Here is a 21,612-nt window from a genome sequence, read left to right on the forward strand (position 1 = left end):
GCGCATAACGATGTCCACAATGAATATGTTGATTTGCCAGGAACCCAAAAAATTAATTCATGAGAAACGCGCAATTCCAATTCCGGATAAACAGGAAGCGCTAATTAAAATTAAGTCTGTCGGTATTTGCGGAACCGATATTCATGCCTGGGGAGGTAATCAACCTTTTTTTAGTTATCCGCGCGTGTTAGGCCATGAAATATGTGGGGATATTGTGACGCTCGGCGAGAAGGTGACGCAGTTTAAAGTGGGTCAACAGGTAGCGGTGATCCCGTATGTCGCCTGTCAGCAGTGTCCGGCGTGCCTGGGAGGACGAACGAACTGCTGCGAGAAGATCTCGGTGATCGGCGTGCATCAGGACGGGGGGTTTAGCGAGTATCTCAGCGTGCCGGCGACCAATCTGCTGTTGGCGGAGAGGATTGATCCTCAGGCTGCGGCGTTGATCGAGCCTTACGCGATTAGCGCGCATGCGATACGCCGTGCCGCTATCGCCCCCGGTGAGCAGGTATTGGTCGTTGGAGCCGGACCGATTGGGATCGGCGCGGCGGCCATTGCCAAAGCAGAAGGGGCGCAGGTGGTGGTGGCCGATACCAGCGCTGCACGTCGCGAACACGTTGCTTCTCGTCTTGACCTGCCGGTAGTGGATCCCTCTGCGGCAGATTTTGAGGCTCAACTGCGCGCGCTGTTTGGCGGTTCACTGGCGCAGAAAGTGCTCGATGCGACGGGGAACCCGCATGCCATGAACAATAGCGTTAACTTGATCCGCCACGGCGGCACCATCGTTTTTGTCGGGCTGTTTAAAGGCGACTTGCAGTTCTCTGACCCGGAATTTCACAAGAAAGAGACCACCATGATGGGCAGTCGTAACGCCACGCCGGAGGATTTTGCGAAAGTGGGACGACTGATGGCAGAAGGCAAACTGAGCGCTGAAATGATGCTTACGCATCGCTATCCGTTCAGCCAGCTTGCGGAGATCTTCGAACAGGATGTGATTAACAACCGGGCGTTGATCAAAGGAGTGATTACGTTCTGACGATTGCCATGCAGCGCCCGGAGTGGTGTTGGGCGCTGTTTTTTTTATTGTCGGTGGTCAGCCCTGAGCGCTGACCACTTTGATTTCAACCATTCCGATCCCCAGCTTACGCGGTGAGTGACCGAGGATGTTGCCTTCGTTGGTCGGGACCGGATCGGGCGGGACAATCACCAGCGTATCGGCCTCTGTCGGGTTGTCGAAATGCAGCGTGGTGGTGGTGACATCGTGACCTAGCACCAGCGTCTGCTCTTCCTTGCCTACGCGCACCGGAATGGGGCGATTCGCATTGTCGCCGAAGGCTTTCGCGGTGATCACCAGATCGAATTTTTTCGGCAGCGGCTGTTTGTACTCGATCTTCACTTCTTCTGCCAGTTGCGCGTTAGACCAGCGTCCCCAGGATTCCGGACGAGAAATCCCGCTGAACTGCTTCACCTCTTCCGGCGCGCCTGCCACGTTGAAGATAAAGCTGTCGGCTTTATAGCGGATGTCGTTGTCGACAATTTTCAGGGTATCGACGTTGCCTTTATAGTGTTCCATGTCGATCATTGTGTCTTTAAAGGCCGTCCTACCTTTCCACTGCGCTTTATCAACATGCTGGACGATTTGCTCGCCGCCAAGCTGCCCCTGCGAGACACACCAGTCGGTTGAGAGCGCCAGTTCCGGTGACCACAACTGGCCCATCTTGTAGCAGCGATCGACCCAGACGAAGTTATCGCGTGGGGCAAAGTCGGCAAGCTGGTAGCGCAGCGGAGCGGAGTATTCACTTTCCGGCAGTGGCTCGACGCGCTTATCCGACACCCGCAGCAGCAGCGGCAGACGGAAATGGCTGCCGGAGAAGGCGATCATATTTTTATCCCGGTCGACGGTGAAATCTTTCATCTCTTTCGGGAAGTTCCACAGGCGAATGATGTCCGGCTTCATGGCGAGGATCTTTTCTTTGCTGTTGAGGAACACTTCCGACATCGACTGACCTGACAGGCTACTACGCCCCAGGCCAATAAAGTTATCGCCGCCGAGAATATCCAGCACCGTGGCGCCGTTATCCATGGTGTTACGTTTGACCGCCAGCGTATCCTGCTGAGGTTTGTCGCCACGTATCACGAAGAACAGGTTGTTGCGATCCTGCTTGTTCAGGTATTTCCATGCGCTGTTGTTCATCGCCAGATGGTCTGAAGAGACCACAATCACCGTATTTTTAAACCACGGTGATGCTTTGATTTTATTGATAAATGCCGCGATATTTTCCTGACTACAGCTGACGGCGCTAAAAGACTGGTTAGGTTTACCGTCGAAATCATAGCGTTTTCGCTGACAGGCACGTGAGATAAAGCCATCCGGATGATGGGTATCAACGGTCAGGGTAAACAACGAAAAACGCTGGCCGGAACGGGAGAGCTCTTCGAACTTCTTCCACGCTTCATCCAGTACCGTATCGTCATAGAAGCCCCAGTCATTGCGGTAATTCGGATCGGCGACGACGCTTTTTAACTCTTCGGCGCCATACAGATAATCGAAGCCGTGGGACTTCAGGAACACGTCTTTCCCGGCAAAACGCAGGTTTGCCCCTTGCACAAAGTGGTTTTGATAGCCGGAGTTTTTCAGGATATCCCCGAGGCAGATATTTTGCGGGAAGAAGCTGGAGACTGACGCTGACGCGTTGCCTTCAAACGGCGCGAACAGGGGAATACCGCACTGGGAAGCGACCATTCCGGCGATGGTGTAGTCTGTACCCGGTAACTGCTGGGTGTGGCTGAAATCCATACCTTCGTTTTTCAACGCGCCGAGTTCCGGGGTGAGTTCCGGGAAGGCCTCATTGTCGAAATAGGTACGCTCCAGGCTTTCACCGTAGATGTACACCAGATTCAGTTTCGGGTTGGGGATGCTTTTCGCCGGTTCTTTATAGTAGGCCGCGAAATCGGGATCGCCCTCGCGGGTCTGGGATTTAACCAGTTCGCTGATCTGACGAAATGCCGGGCTGGCATCGACGGAGCCCAGCGCCAACAGCAGTGCCAGCAGGCTGTAACCAAAATGGTGGGGATGATGGCGACGACGACGCAGCACCCAGCCCAGCGTGCCAAAGACCGCCACGAGCGCTAATGCAATGCCGATGCCCGGCAGAATGTATTTGCCGACACCGGCCCCTGTCAGACTGTTCGTCAACGTGTAGAGTACGGCATCGTTAATTCCATCACCGGTGAAATAGTCGCTGGCGAAGAGCGTGATATTCAGAATCACAAAAAGTCCCAGCACCGTCAGGGTAGCGATAAACCACCAGGTGTTGCGACCCGCTTTGCAGGCATAAATCAATACAGAGGCAAGAAACAGCGCGATGGAGAGTAACTCAGACAACGGACGATCCTCACAAATAGCCTTGTGATTAGGCTTTAAACCAGGCCTTCGACTGGCAGATTAGCGTTTACAGAAAGTACAATGTAATGGTGTTGTCACTTAGCTGCAATTCTAGTGACATTTAATTACCTTGTTATTCAGAATTGGTTTAGAAAGAGGCTTTTTTGATCGCCGTCACTTCCCGCCATGCCTGGGATGAGCATGAAAGAAGGGCGAAAAGGGGGGAGAAGCGCCGCGACTGGCGAAAAACGACCAAAACGCGGCGTCGGGGATCAGGAAATAAAGTTCATACCCTGTTTGAGTACCAGGTCGCAGGCTTTGGTTTTCACCTTTTCTGCGAGCGGCGTGCTGCCGATATTGTTCAGGTTAAGCTGCTGACCGTCTTTGGTATTGAGCAGACCCTGAATACCGTCCAGATAGTTGGTGTCCTGCTTTTGCTCGGTCGCGCCGAGGCCAAGCTTATCCAGTACCTGATTTTTCACATTTTCCGCATCGGTAACGGACGCCAGCTTCTGCTTCGCGCAGTATTGCAAAATCCCGGCGGCGTTATTCATATTGTTCGCACTCAGCGCCTGGTTGCCGCCGTTCAGCAGGCTGGTCAGGGAAGAGAGCGAGGTGCCGCTTTGCGATGAGGTGGTACTCTGCTTGCTCAGTTCGCTGGCGGCGCTGGAGAGCGAGTCTTGCCAGGAGGCGGCGAAAGTATTGGCGGCGAAGCAGGCACTGGCCGCGATTACGCAGCACAGCAAACGTTTTGTCGTTTTCATTGTGATTACTCGTGTATAAACCATGGTCGGAGTATAGCGCCGCTCAGTCTAAGAATGGTCTTAATACTCTTTGCCGGTTACCCGACTGCGAAAACTGTCCCAGTTGAAGATCACCCACAGGCTATTGCCCAGTCGCATGCGATCCATCACGCGTTCACCCAGCAGTTTGGTCATTTCTTCCATGTTACTGTTAGTGAGCATGCCGGTCGGGCGTTTTGAAGAGGAACGACGATCGACGATCTGGTTGATGATCACTTTTTCATAGCGCGATTCGGTTTGCACGCCGATCTCATCAATGACCAGCAGATCAACATTGCTCAAATCGTTGAGCAACTGCTCTTCACTGGTTTGGCGATTGCTGAACGTCTCTTTCATCGCCGACATGATGTCCGCCACGGTGATTATCAGTACCGACTTTCCGCGCAGCAGCAGCTCGTTGCAGATTGCCGCGGCGAGGTGGTTTTTCCCCGTTCCCGGTTTGCCTGAGAAGATAAAACTGGCGATGTTGCCGTCGAACTCTTCCACGTACTGACGCGCTTTGCTTAGCGCATTCATCTGGCCTTCGCATTCCACATGATAGTTATCGAAAGAGCAGTTTTGATGTAACGGACGGATGCCGGAACGGTTAAAAGTGCGCTGCATTTTCATCGCCCGATTTTCGCGAGCCAGTGCGGCGGCGCGAATTTCACCTTGCTCTTTCTGCCATGCCAGTAGTTCTTCACCCGTTTTAAACGCCGGTTCGATATGGGCGGGCATCATTTTTTGCAGACGTTTCATCAGATCGCCAACGTTTTTCATGGTTAACCTCTAAAGCCCGGTGGAATTTGATTATCTGGTTCGCTGACCGTATTCACATCACGTTTCGGCAAGCCGCCGTTGCTTGCGCGGCCGATCTGGACGCTGCGCGCCAGTTTTTGCTGCCACTGCACGTGATGAAACACTTTGCCTTCCGCTTGCCAGTAAGTCACGAACGAAGCCAGCTCTTCGGTGGTGACCGGCTCTCTTAACGCCACGCCCCACAGTGCGGCCTGACGCTGAAAGTCGGCATCCGGCTGCCAGGCGGGATACATGGCGAATTTCCCCAGCGGTACGGCGACCGGCACCGGTTGCGGTTCTTCATAAAACTGTGCATCCAGCGTCACATCGCTCCCAGGACGAGCGAGCTTTTCTTCGAGCGCCAGCAGTTGCGCCAGGCGTGCGGGGGTCAGCGCATAAAAAGCCGGGGCGTTATTGGCAAACACCGCCACCGCGCCAGCTTCAGACTTCGCCAGCACCGTCTGGTGATCGTGTAATAAGGCGTCAATACCAATGACGTCCGGGGTCAAAATTCTGGATGACATAACGTTTCTCAATACCGACTACAACCGAGAAGGGACACTGCTTCTATAGTAACACACCGATGAGGAGGAGCGGCAGGGATGCGCCTGCCGCGGCGATTAAACGCGTGGGCGTTTTCGGTAGAGCCACAGGCCGGGCACGGAGAGTCCGATCGAAAGCGCGCCCACAATCGACGAGGCTTTCAGGAAATTGGTCAGCAGCGTAATCATCAACGGTTCGCTGTAGCCGAAGTGGCCGATTTTCACCGCAGAGATCATTGCCGTGTAGGCTGAAATTCCGGGGAACATCGGGATCACCGCCGCAACGGTAAACACTTTGGGATGCGCCAGATACCAGCGCGACCATTGGATGCCGATGCTGCCGACAAGCAGCGAGGCAACAAACGTTGACCATTCAATATTAAACCCGGCGGTCATCATCACCATACGCGAACCGTGACCGAGCGCACCGAGCAGCGCGCACCAGGGCAGGGCGCGGTGGGGGACGTTAAAGACCATCGCAAACCCCAGTGCCGGGATCGCGGAAAGCAGCATGTCCTGCATCAGCGCGAGAATGAAATCGATTATACCCATCCGCGAAGCCCCCAAAGTGTCAGCGCCATGACCACGCCCACGCAGGTTGCGAGCGTCAGCAAGCTGGCGATCGCCCAGCGCGCCAGGCCGGTATTGATGTGTCCTTTAAACATATCCGCCACCGCGTTGATCAGCGGAAAACCGGGAACCAGCAGCAGGACGCTGGCGGCCATCGCCACCGTGGGCGTCTGGCTAAAGGCGGGAAGGTGTAACATCAGACCGGAAATGGTGGTCGCGACAAAAGCCGTGACGCAAAAGTTGATCTGTGGATGCAAATGGCGATGCGCCAGGATTTGACGAATATACATCGCCACCATGCTGGCAAAAAAGGTAATCACCGCGCCGTCCCAACCGCCGTTATTCAGCTTACAGAAGCAGGCGCAGGAGAGGCCGACCATCAACGCGACCAGCCAGCGCGGATAGCGCAGGGGTCTGACCTGGCTGAAACGCTTCTCGACGCCTTTGTAATCCAGCAGCTTGTGTTCGGCGAGAATGACAATGTGCTGAACCTCGGTGACCACGTGCATATTAATGCCGCGATCCTGGTTTTTTCGCGTGGAGGTCAGGCATTGCCCATCTTTAATAGTGGTCAGAACGATAGCATTGGAGGAGATAGCGCTTTCGACGCTGTCCATCCCCAATGCCAGTCCAAGTCGGGTAGAGAGTTCATCAACCAACGCGCTCTCCGCGCCGTGTTGCAGTAAAAAAAGCCCACACTGAATGCATAACCGTGTAACCGTTCGCTGTAATGACTGCTCTTCTTGCATGACTCGCCCTGGCTGAAAAGACGCGTTACGTACTGTCGAATGACGAAAGACATCTTTGTATCACGAAGTGCGCGTTTTTTGGCTCCGGCTGAGATCAATCTTTCTGTTGAAAAAAGAACCCGCTCTACGGTGGCCGGAATTTGAACTGCGCCACAGTTTTGCTAAATCGGTGAAAAGTGCAATTTTTAACCGCATTTAGCCCTTCTTTTTCTGTGTCTGCTTATCAAAAATGCAATTTGAAACTTTTATTCAACATTGATTAAACAAATAATCAACGATGCAGATGAGGAATGTGATGAAAACTCAGGTCGCAATTATTGGGGCAGGACCTTCCGGCCTGCTACTGGGACAACTACTGCATAAGGTGGGGATCCGCACACTCATCATTGAACGTCAGACGCCGGAGTATGTGCTGGGGCGCATCCGGGCGGGGATCCTCGAGAGTGGGACGGTTTCGCTTTTGCGGGAAGCTGGTGTGGCGCAGCGCATGGACAGCGAAGGTCTCGTACATCATGGCGTTGAGTTTATTTTTGATGGCAAACGCATTCCCGTCGCGCTGAGTGAATTGACCGGCGGCAAAAGCGTGATGGTCTACGGACAAACGGAAGTCACACGGGACCTGATGCAAGCGCGTAGCGACTGTGGTGCGCCTACGATTTATGGCGTTCAGCAGGTAGACATTCACGATGCTAAAAGTGACCGTCCTTTTGTCACGTTTGAGAAAGAAGGGGAGAAGTGCCGCATTGAGTGCGACTTCATTGCCGGGTGTGATGGATTCCACGGCGTTTCCCGACAAAGTATTCCGCGTGATGTCATTCGCGAATACGAAAGCATCTGGCCGTTTGGTTGGCTGGGGCTGCTGGCCGATACGCCGCCAGTCAATCCGGAGTTGATTTATGCGCATCATGAGCGCGGATTTGTACTTTGTAGTCAGCGCTCACTAACACGAAGTCGCTACTATTTGCAGGTCCCGCTCAGCGAGCAGGTGGACTCCTGGAGCGATGAGCGTTTCTGGGGCGAGCTGAAACGGCGTCTGCCTGATGAACTGGCCATGAAGTTAGTGACTGGTCACTCACTTGAAAAGAGTATCGCGCCATTACGTAGCTACGTGGTGGAACCGATGCAATATGGCAAGCTCTTTCTGGTTGGTGATGCGGCGCATATCGTGCCGCCGACCGGTGCAAAGGGACTGAATCTGGCCGCGTCTGATGTGAATTATTTATGGCGTATTTTGACGCAGTACTATCAGCACGGGCGTAACGACCTGCTGGCGACCTATTCCCGACTGGCCCTGAACCGGGTATGGAAGGGGGAGCGTTTCAGCTGGTTTATGACCCATCTGCTGCATGATTTTCAGGGAAAGAGCGATTTTGATCGCAAGATGCAGGAGGCGGACCGTCAGTACTATCTGGGCTCGCAAGCGGGACTGACGACGATCGCGGAGAACTATGTCGGACTGCCTTACGAAAAGATTGGTGAGTAATGAGGAAAAATGATGCCACCGGCTGACATTGTCCCTGTTTTTAAATTGTATGGTGAACACCAGGGATGGCCCACTCCCGACCTGCTGCACTGCGAATCAATTCATCAGCGCAGCAGTTTATATGAGTGGCATATTCGGGTGCATCAGCATGCGGAGATCGTCCAGTTGCTCTACTTGCATCGGGGGGAGGCAACGATTGAAATCGAGGGGCAGACGACGGTGATGCGTGATGCCTGTATTCAGGTCGTCCCTGCGCTTTGTGTCCACGGTTTTCGCTTTTCCCCCGGAACGCAAGGTTACGTTCTTTCTCTGGCGTTACCGCTGATTGGCCGCCTGGAGTCTCAGTTCCCACAGCCGTTGTCATTGCTCACTACCCCTCAGTGCGTGCCGGTGGCTCAGTCTCGCAGCCACATCCGCACGTTGTTTTCCGCCTTGCAGAGGGAGTATCAGACGGATAACGAGGCGCGGGAAATGATGCTGTTTTCATTGCTGAGCGCGCTGCTGGTCTGGCTTCGTCGGCAGCGTCTGCCGGTTCAGCCACCGAATGACACCCTGGCGCGCCGGCGTAGCGCAATACGCCTTTTTGCCCGGCAGATTGAGAGCCACTATCGCGAACATCTTCCCCTTGCAGAATACGCGCATCGAATCGGGCTTTCCGCAAATTACCTGAATCAGTTATGCCGTGAATTTCATCATTGCAGTGCATTAAGCGTTTTGCATCAGCGGTTGATGCTCGAAGCCAAACGTAGCCTGCAATATACCAGCATGACGGTAAGCCAGATCTCCGACTATCTGGGATTCAGCGATGTTACCTATTTTTCCCGCTTCTTTAAAAAACACGCCGCGTTGTCTCCGAAGGCATACCGGGAATATATTAAGAATAAATAGCTTGTCCAAATTTGGATAAATAAAAAATTCATATATAAAATAAGAATGTTTAATATCCTGTTCTGGAATGCGACGTATCTATCGACAATATCGACTTGTATTATACCCCGTGATAGTTGTATAACCGCATTTTACGGAATTAACGTTAAAACACCAGGGATAAACAATTCATATTGTCTATTGTTTTGTTTTTTGGGTAATGACTCCAACTTACTGATAGTGTTTTATGTTCAGATAATGCCCGATGACCTTGTCATGCAGCTCCACCGATTTTGAGAACGACAGCGACTTCCGTCCCAGCCGTGCCAGGTGCTGCCTCAGATTCAGGTTATGCCGCTCAATTCGCTGCGTATATCGCTTGCTGATTACGTGCAGCTTTCCCTTCAGGCGGGATTCATACAGCGGCCAGCCATCCGTCATCCATATCACCACGTCAAAGGGTGACAGCAGGCTCATAAGACGCCCCAGCGTCGCCATAGTGCGTTCACCGAATACGTGCGCCACAACCGTCCTCCGTATCCTGTCATACGCGTAAAACAGCCAGCGCTGACGTGATTTAGCACCGACGTAGCCCCACTGTTCGTCCATTTCAGCGCAGACAATCACATCACTGCCCGGCTGTATGCGCGAGGTTACCGACTGCGGCCTGAGTTTTTTAAGTGACGTAAAATCGTGTTGAGGCCAACGCCCATAATGCGGGCGGTTGCCCGGCATCCAACGCCATTCATGGCCATATCAATGATTTTCTGGTGCGTACCGGGTTGAGAAGCGGTGTAAGTGAACTGCAGTTGCCATGTTTTACGGCAGTGAGAGCAGAGATAGCGCTGATGTCCGGCAGTGCTTTTGCCGTTACGCACCACCCCGTCAGTAGCTGAACAGGAGGGACAGCTGATAGAAACAGAAGCCACTGGAGCACCTCAAAAACACCATCATACACTAAATCAGTAAGTTGGCAGCATCACCCGGCATTACTTAAAAAAAGTAACAAAACCATCAGCGCCCAAAAAAATAGCGCGATGCGCCGATTATCAATACACAGTAATGCGGAAATGTACGCATGGATTAACAGTTCTCAGGGAGCCAGGGAGCTGAATTTACCTTCAGTATATGGAGAGACAGCAGAATGGAAAATAGAAACTGTACGCGAAATGTCGCACTCATAGAAAAATGTGTTATGAGTGGTATTGGTATTCAGAGTTTATTTAACGCAACGTTTGATAGCCAATATAAATTACACCTCTATTTGACGCTGGATGATTTTCAACAGGCGATGGGTACGACTGCTTTTTCTGCCATTATTTTCTCTCTCTCCTCGATCAGAAAAGACAGGCGGGTGGGGTTGATGAGTCTGATCGAACTGGCTGAAAATTATCCCGGCATGCGTCGCCTGGTGATCGCGGATGATGATGTTGAAGCGCGTTTAATCAGTGCACTGTCGCCCTTACCGTTGGATGGCGTACTGAGCAAAGCCGCTTCGCTCCCCGCGCTGCAGGAGGCGTTATTTACTGCGCTAGGCGGTACGCGGCGGATCAGCGAAAGTAACAGCAATCTCTGGTATCTCAATCAGAGTCGTATGCTGAGCCCGACAGAGCGTGAGATTTTGCGCTTCATGTCCTGCGGTTATTCAATGCCGCAAATCGCGACAGAACTGGCGCGAAATATTAAAACCATCCGGGCGCACAAGTTTAATGTGATGTCGAAACTGGGCGTCAATTCTGACGCCAGTTTACTGCATGCGGCGGATATTCTGCTTTAATCGCCGCGAAAGCAAAGGGTTGATGTTTACTGGCACACATCAACCCAGGTGGCGGAAGTCAGCTCAGCCATGCGCTCTGGCGTAATACGCACTGCGCTATGAGTGGCACCGGCGGCCGGAAGGACTTCGGTGAACGATCGTAAAGAGACGTCACAATAAACAGGCAACGGGGTTTCCAGCCCGAAAGGACAAACCCCGCCAATGGTATGTCCCGTCGCGTTGACGACTTCATCACTGCTCAGCATACGGGCTTTGGCACCGAAAGTGCTTTTGAGTTTTTTATTGTCCAGTCTTGCATCGCCTTTGGCGACGACCAGGATGATGGCGTCCTTAACCTTCAACGAAAGGGTCTTCGCTATCTGTCCGGGCTGTACGTTATGCGCTTTTGCCGCCAGCTCAACCGTCGCGGTGCTTTGATTTAATTCAATGATTTCAATATCCGGGGCATGTTCGGCTAAAAATTGCCGTACCGATTGCAGACTCATTTGATTCTCCTGACACCATTTCTACAGTCCTCAACGCTTCAGAAAACTGCTGGCGTAATTTGGCATAAGTCTTCCAGTACTGTAAATATTTTAATGTAACAAACCAGCAACATGGGCGATTTTTCGATCCTCTTCACATTCACGGAAACCGGTTACCGTAACCGGTTGCAGTCCTCGAAAGAGCGATTAATACTGGAGCTGTCACTTCCTCTGTATCACATAAAAAGAGCCACTTATGAAATCTACCAACCATGCAGTCTTTAATGTGATTTTCCGGTTTGTTGAAAACTATGTCAGCCCGATTGCCGGGCGCATTTCTTCACAGCGTCATGTTATGGCTATCCGTGACGGCTTTATCTCTGCGATGCCATTTATGATTGTCGGATCGTTTTTGTTGGTATTTGCCTATCCTCCGTTTTCACCCGATACCACCTGGGGCTTTGCCCGGACCTGGCTGGATCTGGCGAAGCAGTTTGAAGGGCAGATCCTGACCCCCTTTGATATGACCATGGGGATCATGTCGATCTACATCTGTGCCGCCATTGCCTATAACCTGGGCAAACATTACGTCAAGTCATATCAGTTGGACCCGTTCATGTGCGCCATGCTCTCTATCATGGCGTTCTTACTGGTCGCCGCGCCTAAAACAAAAGGCACTCTGCCGGTGGACAGCCTCGGCGGAACGGGGATTTTTACGGCGATTCTGGTGGCGCTTTACTGCGTAGAAATGATGCGCTTTCTGAAAGCGCATAACATCGGCATTCGTTTACCCGATCAGGTCCCGCCGATGATCAAAAACTCATTCGATCTGCTGATCCCGGTGCTGGTGGTGGTGTTGACATTGTACCCACTCAGCCTGCTGATTCAGGCACAGTTCGACATGCTCATCCCACAAGCCATTATGTCCATCTTCAAACCGCTGGTATCCGCTGCCGATTCTCTGCCAGCGATTTTACTGGCGGTACTGATTGGTCATCTGTTGTGGTTTGCCGGTATTCATGGTGCGGCGATCGTCTCCGGGATGCTGCAAATGTTCTGGCTGACCAACCTGGGTATGAACCAGACTGCGCTGGCGCAGGGGGCACCGTTACCGCATATTTTCATGGAGGCATTCTGGACGTTCTTCATCGTGATTGGCGGGTCGGGTGCGACGATGGGGCTGGTGATTTGCTATCTGCGCAGTCGTTCCGTACATCTGCGCTCAATAGGCCGACTGAGCGTAGTACCCAGTATCTTTAACATTAACGAGCCGGTGATTTTCGGTACGCCAATTGTTATGAATCCGGTGTTCTTTATTCCTTTCCTGTTAGCGCCGATGGTGAACGCCGTGCTGGCATGGGCGGCGATGAAACTGGATCTGATTGGTCGTGTAATTTCGGTTGTGCCATGGACTGCGCCAGCGCCAGTCGGAGCCGCGTGGGCATTAGGCTGGGATTATCGTGCTGCAATTCTGGTGGTGCTTCTGGCAATCGTTTCAGCCGTCATCTACTTCCCGTTCTTTAAAGTGTACGAGAAGCAACTGCTGGAACAAGAGGCGGAAGAGGCACAACGTTCAGACGCGGAAAACGAGCAGATTGCGTAGTTATCATCAGGGGGCGAACGCTCCCTGACTACTTCAGCGTACAGTCACCACACTGCTGAACGTCCGGCAGACGATAACGCTGACAGCATGTTCTGCGTACCAAGACGCCTTCACGAGGGACGACCGTACGCCAGAGCGGGTTGTCAGCCCCACAGGACAACTGCTTTTCAAAGAAGCAGGTCTGGCGCAGCGTATTCAACAATGTTTCACCCAGCAGCGGTTTCATTTCAGTGAGATACCAGTTAATCAGATAGCCGGTATTGCTCCAGATAAGTTTGCCGTTGATCTCTCCGGTCGCCTCTAGTGCCTGGATGACCGGCGTCAGCGCCTGCTTAACCAGCGTTTCCATGCGTGCCTGCGGGGATTGCGTTGTCGCCAGTTGATCCTGATGTACGTCGATCCAGAAGCACGCAGCACGCCCGGTTTCGTGAAACTCAACGTGGATATGTTCGGGCGAGACATCAATGGCTGTTTCCTGCGTGAGCAGGGCAAGCATGAGGGGAGGTACCATCAGACCGATGTACCACTGCGCCCACAGCGAGATTAGCGGCTTATTTTCGCGCGATTGCGTGGGATGGTTGCGATAAATATGATCGGAGTAAATTGCCAGCAGAGACTGAAGCTCGCAGGGGCGACACCATTGTGCCAGCGTCATCGCACTTTGTGGTGCGGGTTCATCCAGACGGATAAAATCCAGCAGATGCTCACGCGTCTGGGCTATGGTTGCGCGTACGGCTTCGGCCAGCGAGGGCATCTGTGGCTGGAGATGCGTTCGCCAGATGACATCGTCAATGATCGGTGCGGAACGATAGGCCATAGTCTGGATGGTAATCTAAATGATAATGATTGCCAATCCTAACGATAGCGATAACCGATAGCAAGATCTTTGTCAGCTGACGTTTAACGGCGCACGAATGCGCTATCGTTCGTCAGGCGATACCCGGATCGTCACTGACTAAAATATGGTTACGGCCCAAATCCTTAGCTTTATAGAGCGCCTGATCGGCATGAAGAATGGCTCCTTCGACATCGCTCCCCACCAGAGGCGCAATACCGATACTGATCGTGACGTGAGTTGCGACGCTCTCATTGAACATATGGGGAATTTTGAGATCGTAAACATTCTGTCGGATGCGTTCCGCTACCGTGCGGGCGGTTTGTGGGTCGATCGCCGTCAGTAACACCATAAACTCTTCCCCCCCAAACCGGGCGACGACATCACGTGAACGTACAGCGTTGCGGATCGCAGCAGAAACGCGGATCAGCGCCTGATCGCCCATCATATGCCCATAGTGATCGTTGTAGGCTTTGAAATGGTCGATGTCGATCAGTAAAACGTAATGTTCATGCGTGTCGAGTTCCAGCACGGCTTTCAGCTTATGCTGGAGTCCCCGCCGATTGTACAGGCCCGTTAATGGGTCAAGCATGCTCAGGTCAGTCAGTGTCTCTTTTTCGGCGAGCAGTTTGAACATCAGTTGCTGGGCGAAGTCGTCATAGCGCTTTTGAATCACATGCTGAATCGCGATACCGGCCATGGGCAGGGCCATAAAAAAGAGTAACTGCAGGCCATGTTCGTGGCCGTTTAGCCATAAACAGACGAATAAGGATGGCAGCGAATGAAGGGTGAAAGCGATGATATTATTGGCAAAAGCAATTGAGCCAATAAATAACACCGTCAGCAGTGCAACCAGCAAAAAAGAATAGTCAGGATTCTGCTGAGCCAGGTATTTCAGCGTAATGTGCGCTGCCCATAACCCACCAAAGAGTAGCGAGATAGCATGGAGATTAATCCGCTTCTTCGCATACTTTACATGCCATGTCAGTAACGCAGTGCTCAGCACAAGGATGAGAGATCCTGGTGTGGAGATGGTTTTACTGGGAAAGATCGGAAAGGCTACGGCAAACAACGCGGAAACAGCGTTGAGAAACAAAAAGAGTCGCAGAGAGAGTTGGTATTTTTTCGTGCGCAGAGTTTGCCAGGATTGTGCAGTCATATCTTAACGTCATTATTTATCTAACAATTACACTGTTCAGGTCACACAAATAATGGGCGAGAAGATGCTCGCTTAAGTTCAGATTATTGTGTCTCTATGTTTACCGCTGTGCAATTTATCACCTTAAATAATTCGTGTCATCATTACTTAAGTAAAGCTCATGTAAGTGGTCTATGGATTACTGACAAATGAGAAAATTTATCATATGATATTGGTTATCATTATCGGTATGAGAGGTGAAACCATGTTGCAACGGGCGCTGGGCAGTGGATGGGGAGTCTTGCTGCCGGGGATCGTGATTGCCGGGCTGGCGTTTGCCGATCTTTCTCTCGGGGCATGGAAGATCATTATTGTATTCGGGTTACTGCTGACACCGGCTATGCTTTATCACAAACATTTGCGGCACTTTGTATTGTTACCATCATGCGTTGTGTTGATCGGCGGAATGATGCTGGTGATGATGAACTGGAATCAGGGATGAATAATCACGAATGTTCTGGAGAGGAAGGTAAGATAATTGGTGCGAGGGGGGGGACTTGAACCCCCACGTCCGTAAGGACACTAACACCTGAAGCTAGCGCGTCTACCAATTCCGCCACCTTCGCACAGTCATCTTACTTTTTGATATCGCCTCGTTGGTGCGAGGGGGGGGACTTGAACCCCCACGTCCGTAAGAACACTAACACCTGAAGCTAGCGCGTCTACCAATTCCGCCACCTTCGCCCAGTGCGAGCAATATCAACGTGGTTTATGGTGCGAGGGGGGGGACTTGAACCCCCACGTCCGTAAGGACACTAACACCTGAAGCTAGCGCGTCTACCAATTCCGCCACCTTCGCATACCATCGATTCTTAAAAAGAATCGCTACCACGGAGGCGCATTCTAGTGGTTTTCAGTTTTTCGTCAATAGTTAATTACGTAGGATAGCGGTGATTGCTGCAAAAACGGCCATTCACATGGCCGTTCAGACTGCTGACAAAGAAGGAAAAAACGTGGTTTTTCCTTCTTTGTGGTTATCAGCCGAAAATCAATGAGTTGATTTTCCTTGTTTTTAATGAGGTGTTCTCTGCTTGTCCGGTATCGGGATGAGGTTTGTCATCCCTCTCAACGGCCATTCGCATGGCCGTTATCGCGACTAGGCTTTTTTCGCCTGGCGGGTCATGACCGTACGATACACTTTGAAGCGTCCGGTCTGGGCGATGACCTCGTGGAAGCCAAAGGTCTCATCCAGTACCTGCGGATACGGCAGGAAGGCGTTAGCAACTATGCGCAGTTCACCGCCACTGTTCAGATGACGTACGGCACCGCGAATCAGAGATTGTGCGGCATCAAGGCTGGTTTGCATGCCGTCATGGAACGGTGGGTTAGAGATGATCATATCAAAGCGTCCCGTCACTTCAGAGAAGACGTTGCTGGCAAAGACTTCACCCTCAATGCCGTTCGCCGCCAGGGTGGCGCGACTGGCTTCCACCGCCGGCGCGGCGACGTCGCAGAGCGTTAAACGCACTTTCGGCGAGTGACTGGCCAGCGCGACAGAAAGTACACCTGCGCCACAGCCGACGTCCAGCACTTTACCTTTAGTGTGTGGTGTCAGCGTGGAGAGCAGTAACTGGCTGCCGACATCCAGACCATCGCGGCTGAAGACGCCAGGCAAGGTTTTGATCGTCAGCCCATCAACGTGGTACTCGCCCCAGAATTTATCGGCATCAAACATCGGCTGCGTTTTCAGACGACCATGATACAGGCCGCAACGACGCGCGCTGTCAATTTTGTTCAGCGGGGCATATTCCGCCAGCATTTGCTCGGCGCTACGTACGCCACTGCGGTTTTCACCGACTACGAAAATGTCGGTTCCCACAGGAAGCAGCGACAGAATATTCATCAACTGAAACTGGGCTTCCGGCTTGTTTTTCGGCCAGTAATAGATAAAGGTGTCGCAGTCGGCAACGTCTTGCGCTTGTGCGACAAGGCTGAAACGTGCGTTGTCGCCCATCTGGCGGCTCAGCACCTGCCAGTGGTGGAACTGTTGGGTATGCACGCGGCGGTCTGCGCTTTCAAAGCGCGCGGGCAGGTCATCCTGCAAGTCTCCGGCAAACAGAATACGGCTTTGTTCGAAATCATCACTGTGGCGCAGCAAGACTTCACTTGCCGGGGTAAAAGCAGACATGGAAAACTCCTTAATTCATACAGCGGGCGATTATAGACGTTTGATGGCGTCTATTCGACTAATTTGCTATATTTGCGCCCCTGAATACAGGAGCGATTCGCTATGACAACCCGACGAGACTGGCAGTTACAGCAACTGGGCATTACCCAGTGGTCGCTGCGTCGCCCCGGCGCGTTGCAGGGAGAGATCGCGATTTCCATTCCTGCGCACGTCCGTCTGGTGATGGTCGGTGAAACACTGCCGCCGCTGACAGAACCTCTGGTCAGTGACATTCTGCGAGCCTTAACGCTGAGCCCCGATCAGGTATTGCAGGTGACGCCCGAACGCGTCGCGATGCTGCCGCAGGGCAGCCGCTGCAACAGCTGGCGAGTGGGTACAGATGCGCCGCTGACGCTGGAAGGCGCGCAGATTGCAACGCCGGCATTTGATGAATTGCGGGTAAACCCAACGGCACGCGCCGCACTATGGCAACAAATCTGCACACATGAACACGATTTCTTCCCTCAGTCAGAGTGATTTACCCGCCGCGTTTCAGATTGAAAAGCGCGCCCATGCGTTTCCCTGGAGTGAGCACACGTTTGCCAGTAATCAGGGGGAGCGTTATCTCAACTATCAATTGACGGTAGAGGGGAGAATGGCGGCGTTTGCCATTACGCAGGTAGTGCTGGATGAAGCTACGCTGTTCAACATTGCCGTTGATCCCGACTTTCAGCGCCGGGGAATAGGGAAAGCGCTGCTGGAACATCTCATTGATGAATTAGAAAAACGCGGCGTCCTGACGCTGTGGCTGGAGGTTCGCGCTTCCAACGTTGCCGCCATCGCACTGTATGAAAGCTTAGGCTTCAACGAGGCAACGATTCGCCGCAATTATTATCCGACCGCTGACGGTCGTGAGGACGCCATCATAATGGCACTGCCAATCAGTATGTAAAAGAAGGTGTAATGATGAAGTGGGACTGGATTTTCTTTGATGCCGACGAAACGCTGTTCACGTTTGACTCGTTTACTGGCTTACAGCGGATGTTTCTCGACTACAGCATCACCTTTACCGCTGAGGATTTTCAGGACTACCAGGCCGTGAATAAACCGCTATGGGTGGATTATCAGAACGGCGCGATCACCTCATTACAGCTTCAGCATGCCCGCTTCCAGAGCTGGGCAGAACGGTTAAAGGTGGAACCGGGCTCGCTTAACGATGCCTTTATGAACGCGATGGCCGAAATTTGCGCGCCGCTGCCAGGGGCCGTTTCGCTGCTCAATGCGATACGCGGCAAAGCCAAAATTGGCATTATTACCAACGGTTTCACCTCCTTACAGCAGATCCGCCTGGAGCGCACGGGACTACGCGACTATTTTGATTTGCTGGTCATTTCTGAAGAAGTGGGCGTGGCGAAGCCGGATCCGAAGATTTTTGATTACGCCCTGGCGCAGGCGGGCAATCCCGATCGTGATCGGGTGCTGATGGTTGGAGATACCGCCGCGTCCGATATTCTTGGCGGCATCAACGCCGGGCTTTCTACCTGCTGGCTGAATGCGCATCATCGCGAGCAGCCCGAAGGCATCGAGCCGACCTGGACCGTATCGTCATTACACGAACTGGAGCTGCTCCTGTGTAAACACTGATTGCCTCCCCCCCGCTGATGGGTAAAATAGCCGCAATTTTTCGTATTCAACATGCGCGGTGCGATGCCGCGTTTACTCAAGAAGAATGAACTATGACGTTGTCTCCTTATTTGCAGGAGGTGGCCAAGCGCCGCACTTTTGCCATTATTTCTCACCCGGATGCGGGTAAAACGACTATCACTGAGAAGGTGTTGCTGTTCGGACAGGCGATCCAGACTGCCGGTACGGTAAAAGGCCGTGGTTCCAGCCAGCATGCGAAATCAGACTGGATGGAAATGGAAAAGCAGCGTGGGATCTCCATTACCACCTCCGTGATGCAATTTCCGTATCACAACTGCCTGGTTAACCTGCTCGACACCCCGGGGCACGAAGACTTCTCCGAAGATACCTATCGTACCCTGACGGCAGTGGACTGCTGTCTGATGGTGATCGACGCCGCGAAAGGTGTTGAGGATCGTACCCGTAAGCTGATGGAAGTCACCCGTCTGCGCGATACGCCGATCCTGGCTTTTATGAACAAACTCGACCGCGACATCCGTGACCCGATGGAGTTGCTGGATGAAGTTGAGAACGAGCTGAAAATCGGCTGTGCGCCGATCACCTGGCCGATTGGCTGCGGCAAGCTGTTCAAAGGGGTTTATCACCTCTATAAAGATGAAACCTATCTGTATCAGACGGGTAAAGGCCATACCATTCAGGAAGTGCGCATCGTTAAAGGTCTGGATAACCCGGATCTCGACGCGGCCGTTGGCGAGGATCTGGCGCAGCAGTTGCGTGACGAACTGGAACTGGTGAAGGGCGCCTCTAACGAGTTTGATAAAGAGCTGTTCCTGGCGGGCGAAATTACCCCGGTCTTCTTTGGTACCGCACTGGGTAACTTCGGCGTTGACCACATGCTGGATGGTCTGGTGGAGTGGGCGCCAGCGCCAATGCCACGCAAGACCGATACGCGCGTGGTGGAAGCGGAAGAAGAGAAGTTCACTGGCTTTGTCTTTAAAATTCAGGCCAACATGGATCCGAAACACCGTGACCGCGTGGCATTCATGCGCGTTGTTTCCGGCAAGTACGAAAAAGGCATGAAGATGCGTCAGGTCCGTATCGGCAAAGACGTGGTGATCTCTGACGCGCTGACCTTTATGGCCGGTGACCGTTCGCATGTAGAAGAGGCTTACCCGGGCGATATCCTCGGTCTGCACAACCACGGTACAATCCAGATTGGCGATACTTTCACCCAGGGTGAAATGATGAAGTTCACCGGTATACCGAACTTCGCGCCGGAACTGTTCCGTCGTATTCGCCTGAAAGATCCGCTGAAGCAGAAACAGTTGCTGAAGGGGCTGGTACAGCTTTCCGAAGAAGGTGCGGTACAGGTGTTCCGCCCGATCGCCAATAACGATCTGATTGTGGGCGCGGTCGGGGTACTGCAGTTCGACGTGGTTGTTGCCCGTCTGAAGAGCGAGTACAACGTTGAAGCCATTTATGAATCTGTCAACGTGGCGACGGCACGCTGGGTGGAATGTGCTGATGCGAAGAAATTCGAAGAGTTTAAGCGTAAGAATGAAGTTCAGCTGGCACTGGATGGCGGTGATAACCTGACCTACATCGCACCGACGATGGTGAACCTCAACCTGACGCAAGAGCGTTATCCAGACGTTCAGTTCCGTAAGACGCGCGAACACTAATTACCCCTTCAGGGCGCGGCTACCGCTGCGCCCTGCGACTTTTCCAGCCTTATTATCCCCTTGCGGAATGTTCTTAAATCCCTCTGTTTTGCTTATGACTGCCTGTTTTTTATGCAATCCTCCGCGCTTTTTCAAAATTGTGATCTATATTTAACAAAGTGATGACATAAACATTGGCTTTAAATACCGTTCAACTCGTGAATCTAAGTAGTTAAAGCTAATGTCTGGTGTAGTCACGATATTAATAACTGACTCAGAGGGGCACCTGTCAGCGCACCATCATCACCTTTTCTGTTGCGTGATTGTGACCGCCGCCATTGACTTCTGAGCTGGGTGAATTTTTCACCATATTCAGCAATGCAACCTTATGTTGCCTGAGCTCAAATTATGAGCAAACCATACAGGAAAAAATCGATGACTATGACAAGACTGAAGATTTCTAAAACTCTGCTGGCCGTGATGTTGACCTCCGCTGTGGCAACGGGTTCTGCGTATGCAGAAAACACCACAATGGATAAAGCGCAATCCGGTGTAGAAAGTGCAGGGCAGAAAGTCGATAGCTCTATGAATAAAGTCGGTAATTTCATGGATGACAGCGCCATTACCGCCAAAGTGAAAGCGGCACTGGTGGATCATGAAAACATTAAGAGTACCGATATTTCCGTCAAAACCGAGCAGAAAGTCGTAACGCTGAGCGGCTTCGTCGAAAGCCAGGCGCAGGCGGAAGCGGCCGTGACCGTGGCGAAAGGTGTTGAAGGCGTAACCTCCGTCAGTGACAAACTCCACGTGCGCGACAGCAAATCAGACTCCGTAAAAGGCTATGCCGGCGATACGGCAACCACCAGCGAGATCAAAGCGAAACTGCTGGCGGATGACATCGTTCCTTCTCGCAAAGTGAAAGTAGAAACGACCGATGGTGTGGTCCAGCTTTCCGGCACCGTGGATTCCCAGGCGCAAATCGAGCGCGCTGAGAGCATCGCGAAAGCCGTTGATGGCGTAAAAAGCGTCAAAAACGATCTGAAAGCGCAGTAAGTCTTCGGTTTCTCCTCCGGCCCCGGTCGGAGGACGTCATGAGCACTAGCACTACACAAACAATAGCGTGAATGAGCAGCCTGAGCGCTCATATCAA

Annotated in this window: 22 protein-coding genes, 3 tRNA genes and 1 pseudogene; 12 read left to right on the forward strand and 14 right to left on the reverse strand. The window is 52.4% G+C overall.

Features of this window, described 5'->3' with window-relative positions:
- The first annotated feature begins 10 nt into the window (after positions 1 to 10).
- On the forward strand, positions 11 to 1,033 hold the full coding sequence (locus C2U53_RS13670; protein ID WP_104446012.1) for a zinc-binding alcohol dehydrogenase family protein: 1,023 nt from the start codon (positions 11 to 13) through the stop codon (positions 1,031 to 1,033).
- A gap of 57 nt (positions 1,034 to 1,090) precedes the next feature.
- Here C2U53_RS13670 and opgB read toward each other — a convergent pair whose 3' ends face one another.
- The 6 genes from opgB to C2U53_RS13700 all read right to left on the reverse strand — a co-directional run bounded on the left by opgB (position 1,091) and on the right by C2U53_RS13700 (position 6,823).
- Entirely contained in the window at positions 1,091 to 3,382 is a 2,292-nt protein-coding gene (gene opgB / locus C2U53_RS13675; protein ID WP_104446013.1) for a phosphatidylglycerol--membrane-oligosaccharide glycerophosphotransferase, read from the reverse strand.
- A gap of 272 nt (positions 3,383 to 3,654) precedes the next feature.
- Positions 3,655 to 4,146, reverse strand: a complete 492-nt coding sequence (locus C2U53_RS13680; protein WP_042999319.1) for a DUF2501 domain-containing protein — start codon at positions 4,144 to 4,146, stop codon at positions 3,655 to 3,657.
- Between the two features lie 60 nt (positions 4,147 to 4,206).
- A complete protein-coding gene (gene dnaC, locus C2U53_RS13685; RefSeq protein ID WP_042321989.1) occupies positions 4,207 to 4,944 on the reverse strand; it encodes a DNA replication protein DnaC in 738 nt (245 codons plus the stop codon).
- Between the two features lie 2 nt (positions 4,945 to 4,946).
- Positions 4,947 to 5,486, reverse strand: a complete 540-nt coding sequence (dnaT, locus tag C2U53_RS13690) for a primosomal protein DnaT (protein WP_044264448.1) — start codon at positions 5,484 to 5,486, stop codon at positions 4,947 to 4,949.
- Between the two features lie 96 nt (positions 5,487 to 5,582).
- Positions 5,583 to 6,056, reverse strand: coding sequence for a threonine/serine exporter (locus tag C2U53_RS13695; protein WP_042999321.1), 474 nt, complete (start codon positions 6,054 to 6,056; stop codon positions 5,583 to 5,585).
- Complete coding sequence (locus C2U53_RS13700) at positions 6,047 to 6,823, reverse strand: threonine/serine exporter ThrE family protein (RefSeq protein WP_042999322.1); 777 nt, start codon at positions 6,821 to 6,823, stop codon at positions 6,047 to 6,049. Before C2U53_RS13700 ends, C2U53_RS13695 begins: the two co-directional genes overlap by 10 nt.
- Before the next feature lie 295 nt (positions 6,824 to 7,118).
- On the opposite strand from C2U53_RS13700, the gene pobA reads away from it, so the two are divergent.
- Together pobA and C2U53_RS13710 are read left to right on the forward strand one after the other, a co-directional pair.
- On the forward strand, positions 7,119 to 8,306 hold the full coding sequence (gene pobA, locus C2U53_RS13705; RefSeq protein ID WP_042999323.1) for a 4-hydroxybenzoate 3-monooxygenase: 1,188 nt from the start codon (positions 7,119 to 7,121) through the stop codon (positions 8,304 to 8,306).
- 12 nt (positions 8,307 to 8,318) lie between these two features.
- Positions 8,319 to 9,194, forward strand: coding sequence for a helix-turn-helix domain-containing protein (locus C2U53_RS13710; protein ID WP_042999324.1), 876 nt, complete (start codon positions 8,319 to 8,321; stop codon positions 9,192 to 9,194).
- 210 nt (positions 9,195 to 9,404) lie between these two features.
- Here C2U53_RS13710 and C2U53_RS13715 read toward each other — a convergent pair.
- A protein-coding gene (locus tag C2U53_RS13715) for an IS1-like element IS1A family transposase (protein ID WP_223195251.1) occupies positions 9,405 to 10,102 on the reverse strand; the annotation gives its coding sequence in 2 pieces (ribosomal slippage) (positions 9,405 to 9,853 and positions 9,853 to 10,102; 699 coding nt in all).
- A 57-nt stretch (positions 10,103 to 10,159) separates the two neighbouring features.
- On the opposite strand from C2U53_RS13715, the pseudogene C2U53_RS13725 reads away from it, so the two are divergent.
- A pseudogene (locus C2U53_RS13725) lies at positions 10,160 to 10,357 on the forward strand (DNA-binding response regulator); the annotation flags it as partial.
- The gene (bglJ, locus tag C2U53_RS13730) at positions 10,318 to 10,950 is read left to right on the forward strand and encodes a DNA-binding transcriptional activator BglJ (protein WP_044253909.1); all 633 of its coding nucleotides are present in this window, start codon (positions 10,318 to 10,320) and stop codon (positions 10,948 to 10,950) included. The pseudogene C2U53_RS13725 and the gene bglJ, both read left to right, overlap by 40 nt.
- A gap of 26 nt (positions 10,951 to 10,976) precedes the next feature.
- On the opposite strand, the gene C2U53_RS13735 is transcribed toward bglJ, so the two are convergent.
- A complete protein-coding gene (locus C2U53_RS13735) occupies positions 10,977 to 11,435 on the reverse strand; it encodes a YbaK/EbsC family protein (protein ID WP_104446014.1) in 459 nt (152 codons plus the stop codon).
- Between the two features lie 235 nt (positions 11,436 to 11,670).
- Between C2U53_RS13735 and C2U53_RS13740 the strand changes: the two genes are divergently transcribed.
- Positions 11,671 to 13,017 (forward strand): PTS sugar transporter subunit IIC, encoded by a 1,347-nt coding sequence (locus tag C2U53_RS13740; RefSeq protein ID WP_042999328.1) that lies wholly within the window; start codon positions 11,671 to 11,673, stop codon positions 13,015 to 13,017.
- Between the two features lie 28 nt (positions 13,018 to 13,045).
- Here the strand turns inward: C2U53_RS13740 and fhuF are convergent, their stop codons facing one another.
- The gene (gene fhuF / locus C2U53_RS13745; RefSeq protein ID WP_044328575.1) at positions 13,046 to 13,834 is read right to left on the reverse strand and encodes a siderophore-iron reductase FhuF; all 789 of its coding nucleotides are present in this window, start codon (positions 13,832 to 13,834) and stop codon (positions 13,046 to 13,048) included.
- 112 nt (positions 13,835 to 13,946) lie between these two features.
- Complete coding sequence (locus C2U53_RS13750) at positions 13,947 to 15,011, reverse strand: GGDEF domain-containing protein (RefSeq protein WP_042999330.1); 1,065 nt, start codon at positions 15,009 to 15,011, stop codon at positions 13,947 to 13,949.
- Positions 15,012 to 15,255: 244 nt separating this feature from the next.
- Here C2U53_RS13750 and C2U53_RS13755 point away from each other — a divergent pair, with 244 nt between their 5' ends.
- Entirely contained in the window at positions 15,256 to 15,492 is a 237-nt protein-coding gene (locus C2U53_RS13755) for a DUF1435 domain-containing protein (protein ID WP_082195356.1), read from the forward strand.
- Positions 15,493 to 15,529: 37 nt separating this feature from the next.
- On the opposite strand, the gene C2U53_RS13760 is transcribed toward C2U53_RS13755, so the two are convergent.
- The 4 genes from C2U53_RS13760 to rsmC all read right to left on the reverse strand — a co-directional run bounded on the left by C2U53_RS13760 (position 15,530) and on the right by rsmC (position 17,178).
- Positions 15,530 to 15,616, reverse strand: a tRNA-Leu gene (locus C2U53_RS13760).
- Between the two features lie 31 nt (positions 15,617 to 15,647).
- Positions 15,648 to 15,734 (reverse strand) — tRNA-Leu (locus C2U53_RS13765).
- A gap of 28 nt (positions 15,735 to 15,762) precedes the next feature.
- Positions 15,763 to 15,849 (reverse strand) — tRNA-Leu (locus C2U53_RS13770).
- Positions 15,850 to 16,146: 297 nt separating this feature from the next.
- Positions 16,147 to 17,178, reverse strand: coding sequence for a 16S rRNA (guanine(1207)-N(2))-methyltransferase RsmC (gene rsmC, locus C2U53_RS13775; protein WP_104446015.1), 1,032 nt, complete (start codon positions 17,176 to 17,178; stop codon positions 16,147 to 16,149).
- Between the two features lie 102 nt (positions 17,179 to 17,280).
- Here rsmC and C2U53_RS13780 point away from each other — a divergent pair, with 102 nt between their 5' ends.
- The 5 genes from C2U53_RS13780 (at position 17,281) to osmY (ending at position 21,515) form a co-directional block, all read left to right on the forward strand.
- Positions 17,281 to 17,694, forward strand: a complete 414-nt coding sequence (locus C2U53_RS13780; RefSeq protein ID WP_104446016.1) for a DNA polymerase III subunit psi — start codon at positions 17,281 to 17,283, stop codon at positions 17,692 to 17,694.
- On the forward strand, positions 17,663 to 18,109 hold the full coding sequence (gene rimI / locus C2U53_RS13785; RefSeq protein WP_044253929.1) for a ribosomal protein S18-alanine N-acetyltransferase: 447 nt from the start codon (positions 17,663 to 17,665) through the stop codon (positions 18,107 to 18,109). Before C2U53_RS13780 ends, rimI begins: the two co-directional genes overlap by 32 nt.
- A 14-nt stretch (positions 18,110 to 18,123) precedes the next feature.
- Positions 18,124 to 18,801, forward strand: coding sequence for a pyrimidine 5'-nucleotidase (gene yjjG / locus C2U53_RS13790; RefSeq protein ID WP_044264694.1), 678 nt, complete (start codon positions 18,124 to 18,126; stop codon positions 18,799 to 18,801).
- 92 nt (positions 18,802 to 18,893) lie between these two features.
- On the forward strand, positions 18,894 to 20,483 hold the full coding sequence (gene prfC / locus C2U53_RS13795; RefSeq protein ID WP_104446017.1) for a peptide chain release factor 3: 1,590 nt from the start codon (positions 18,894 to 18,896) through the stop codon (positions 20,481 to 20,483).
- 414 nt (positions 20,484 to 20,897) lie between these two features.
- On the forward strand, positions 20,898 to 21,515 hold the full coding sequence (gene osmY / locus C2U53_RS13800) for a molecular chaperone OsmY (RefSeq protein WP_042999335.1): 618 nt from the start codon (positions 20,898 to 20,900) through the stop codon (positions 21,513 to 21,515).
- Positions 21,516 to 21,612: the final 97 nt, after the last annotated feature.

This window comes from Citrobacter sp. CFNIH10, assembly GCF_002934585.1.
Classification (GTDB): domain Bacteria; phylum Pseudomonadota; class Gammaproteobacteria; order Enterobacterales; family Enterobacteriaceae; genus Citrobacter_A; species Citrobacter_A amalonaticus.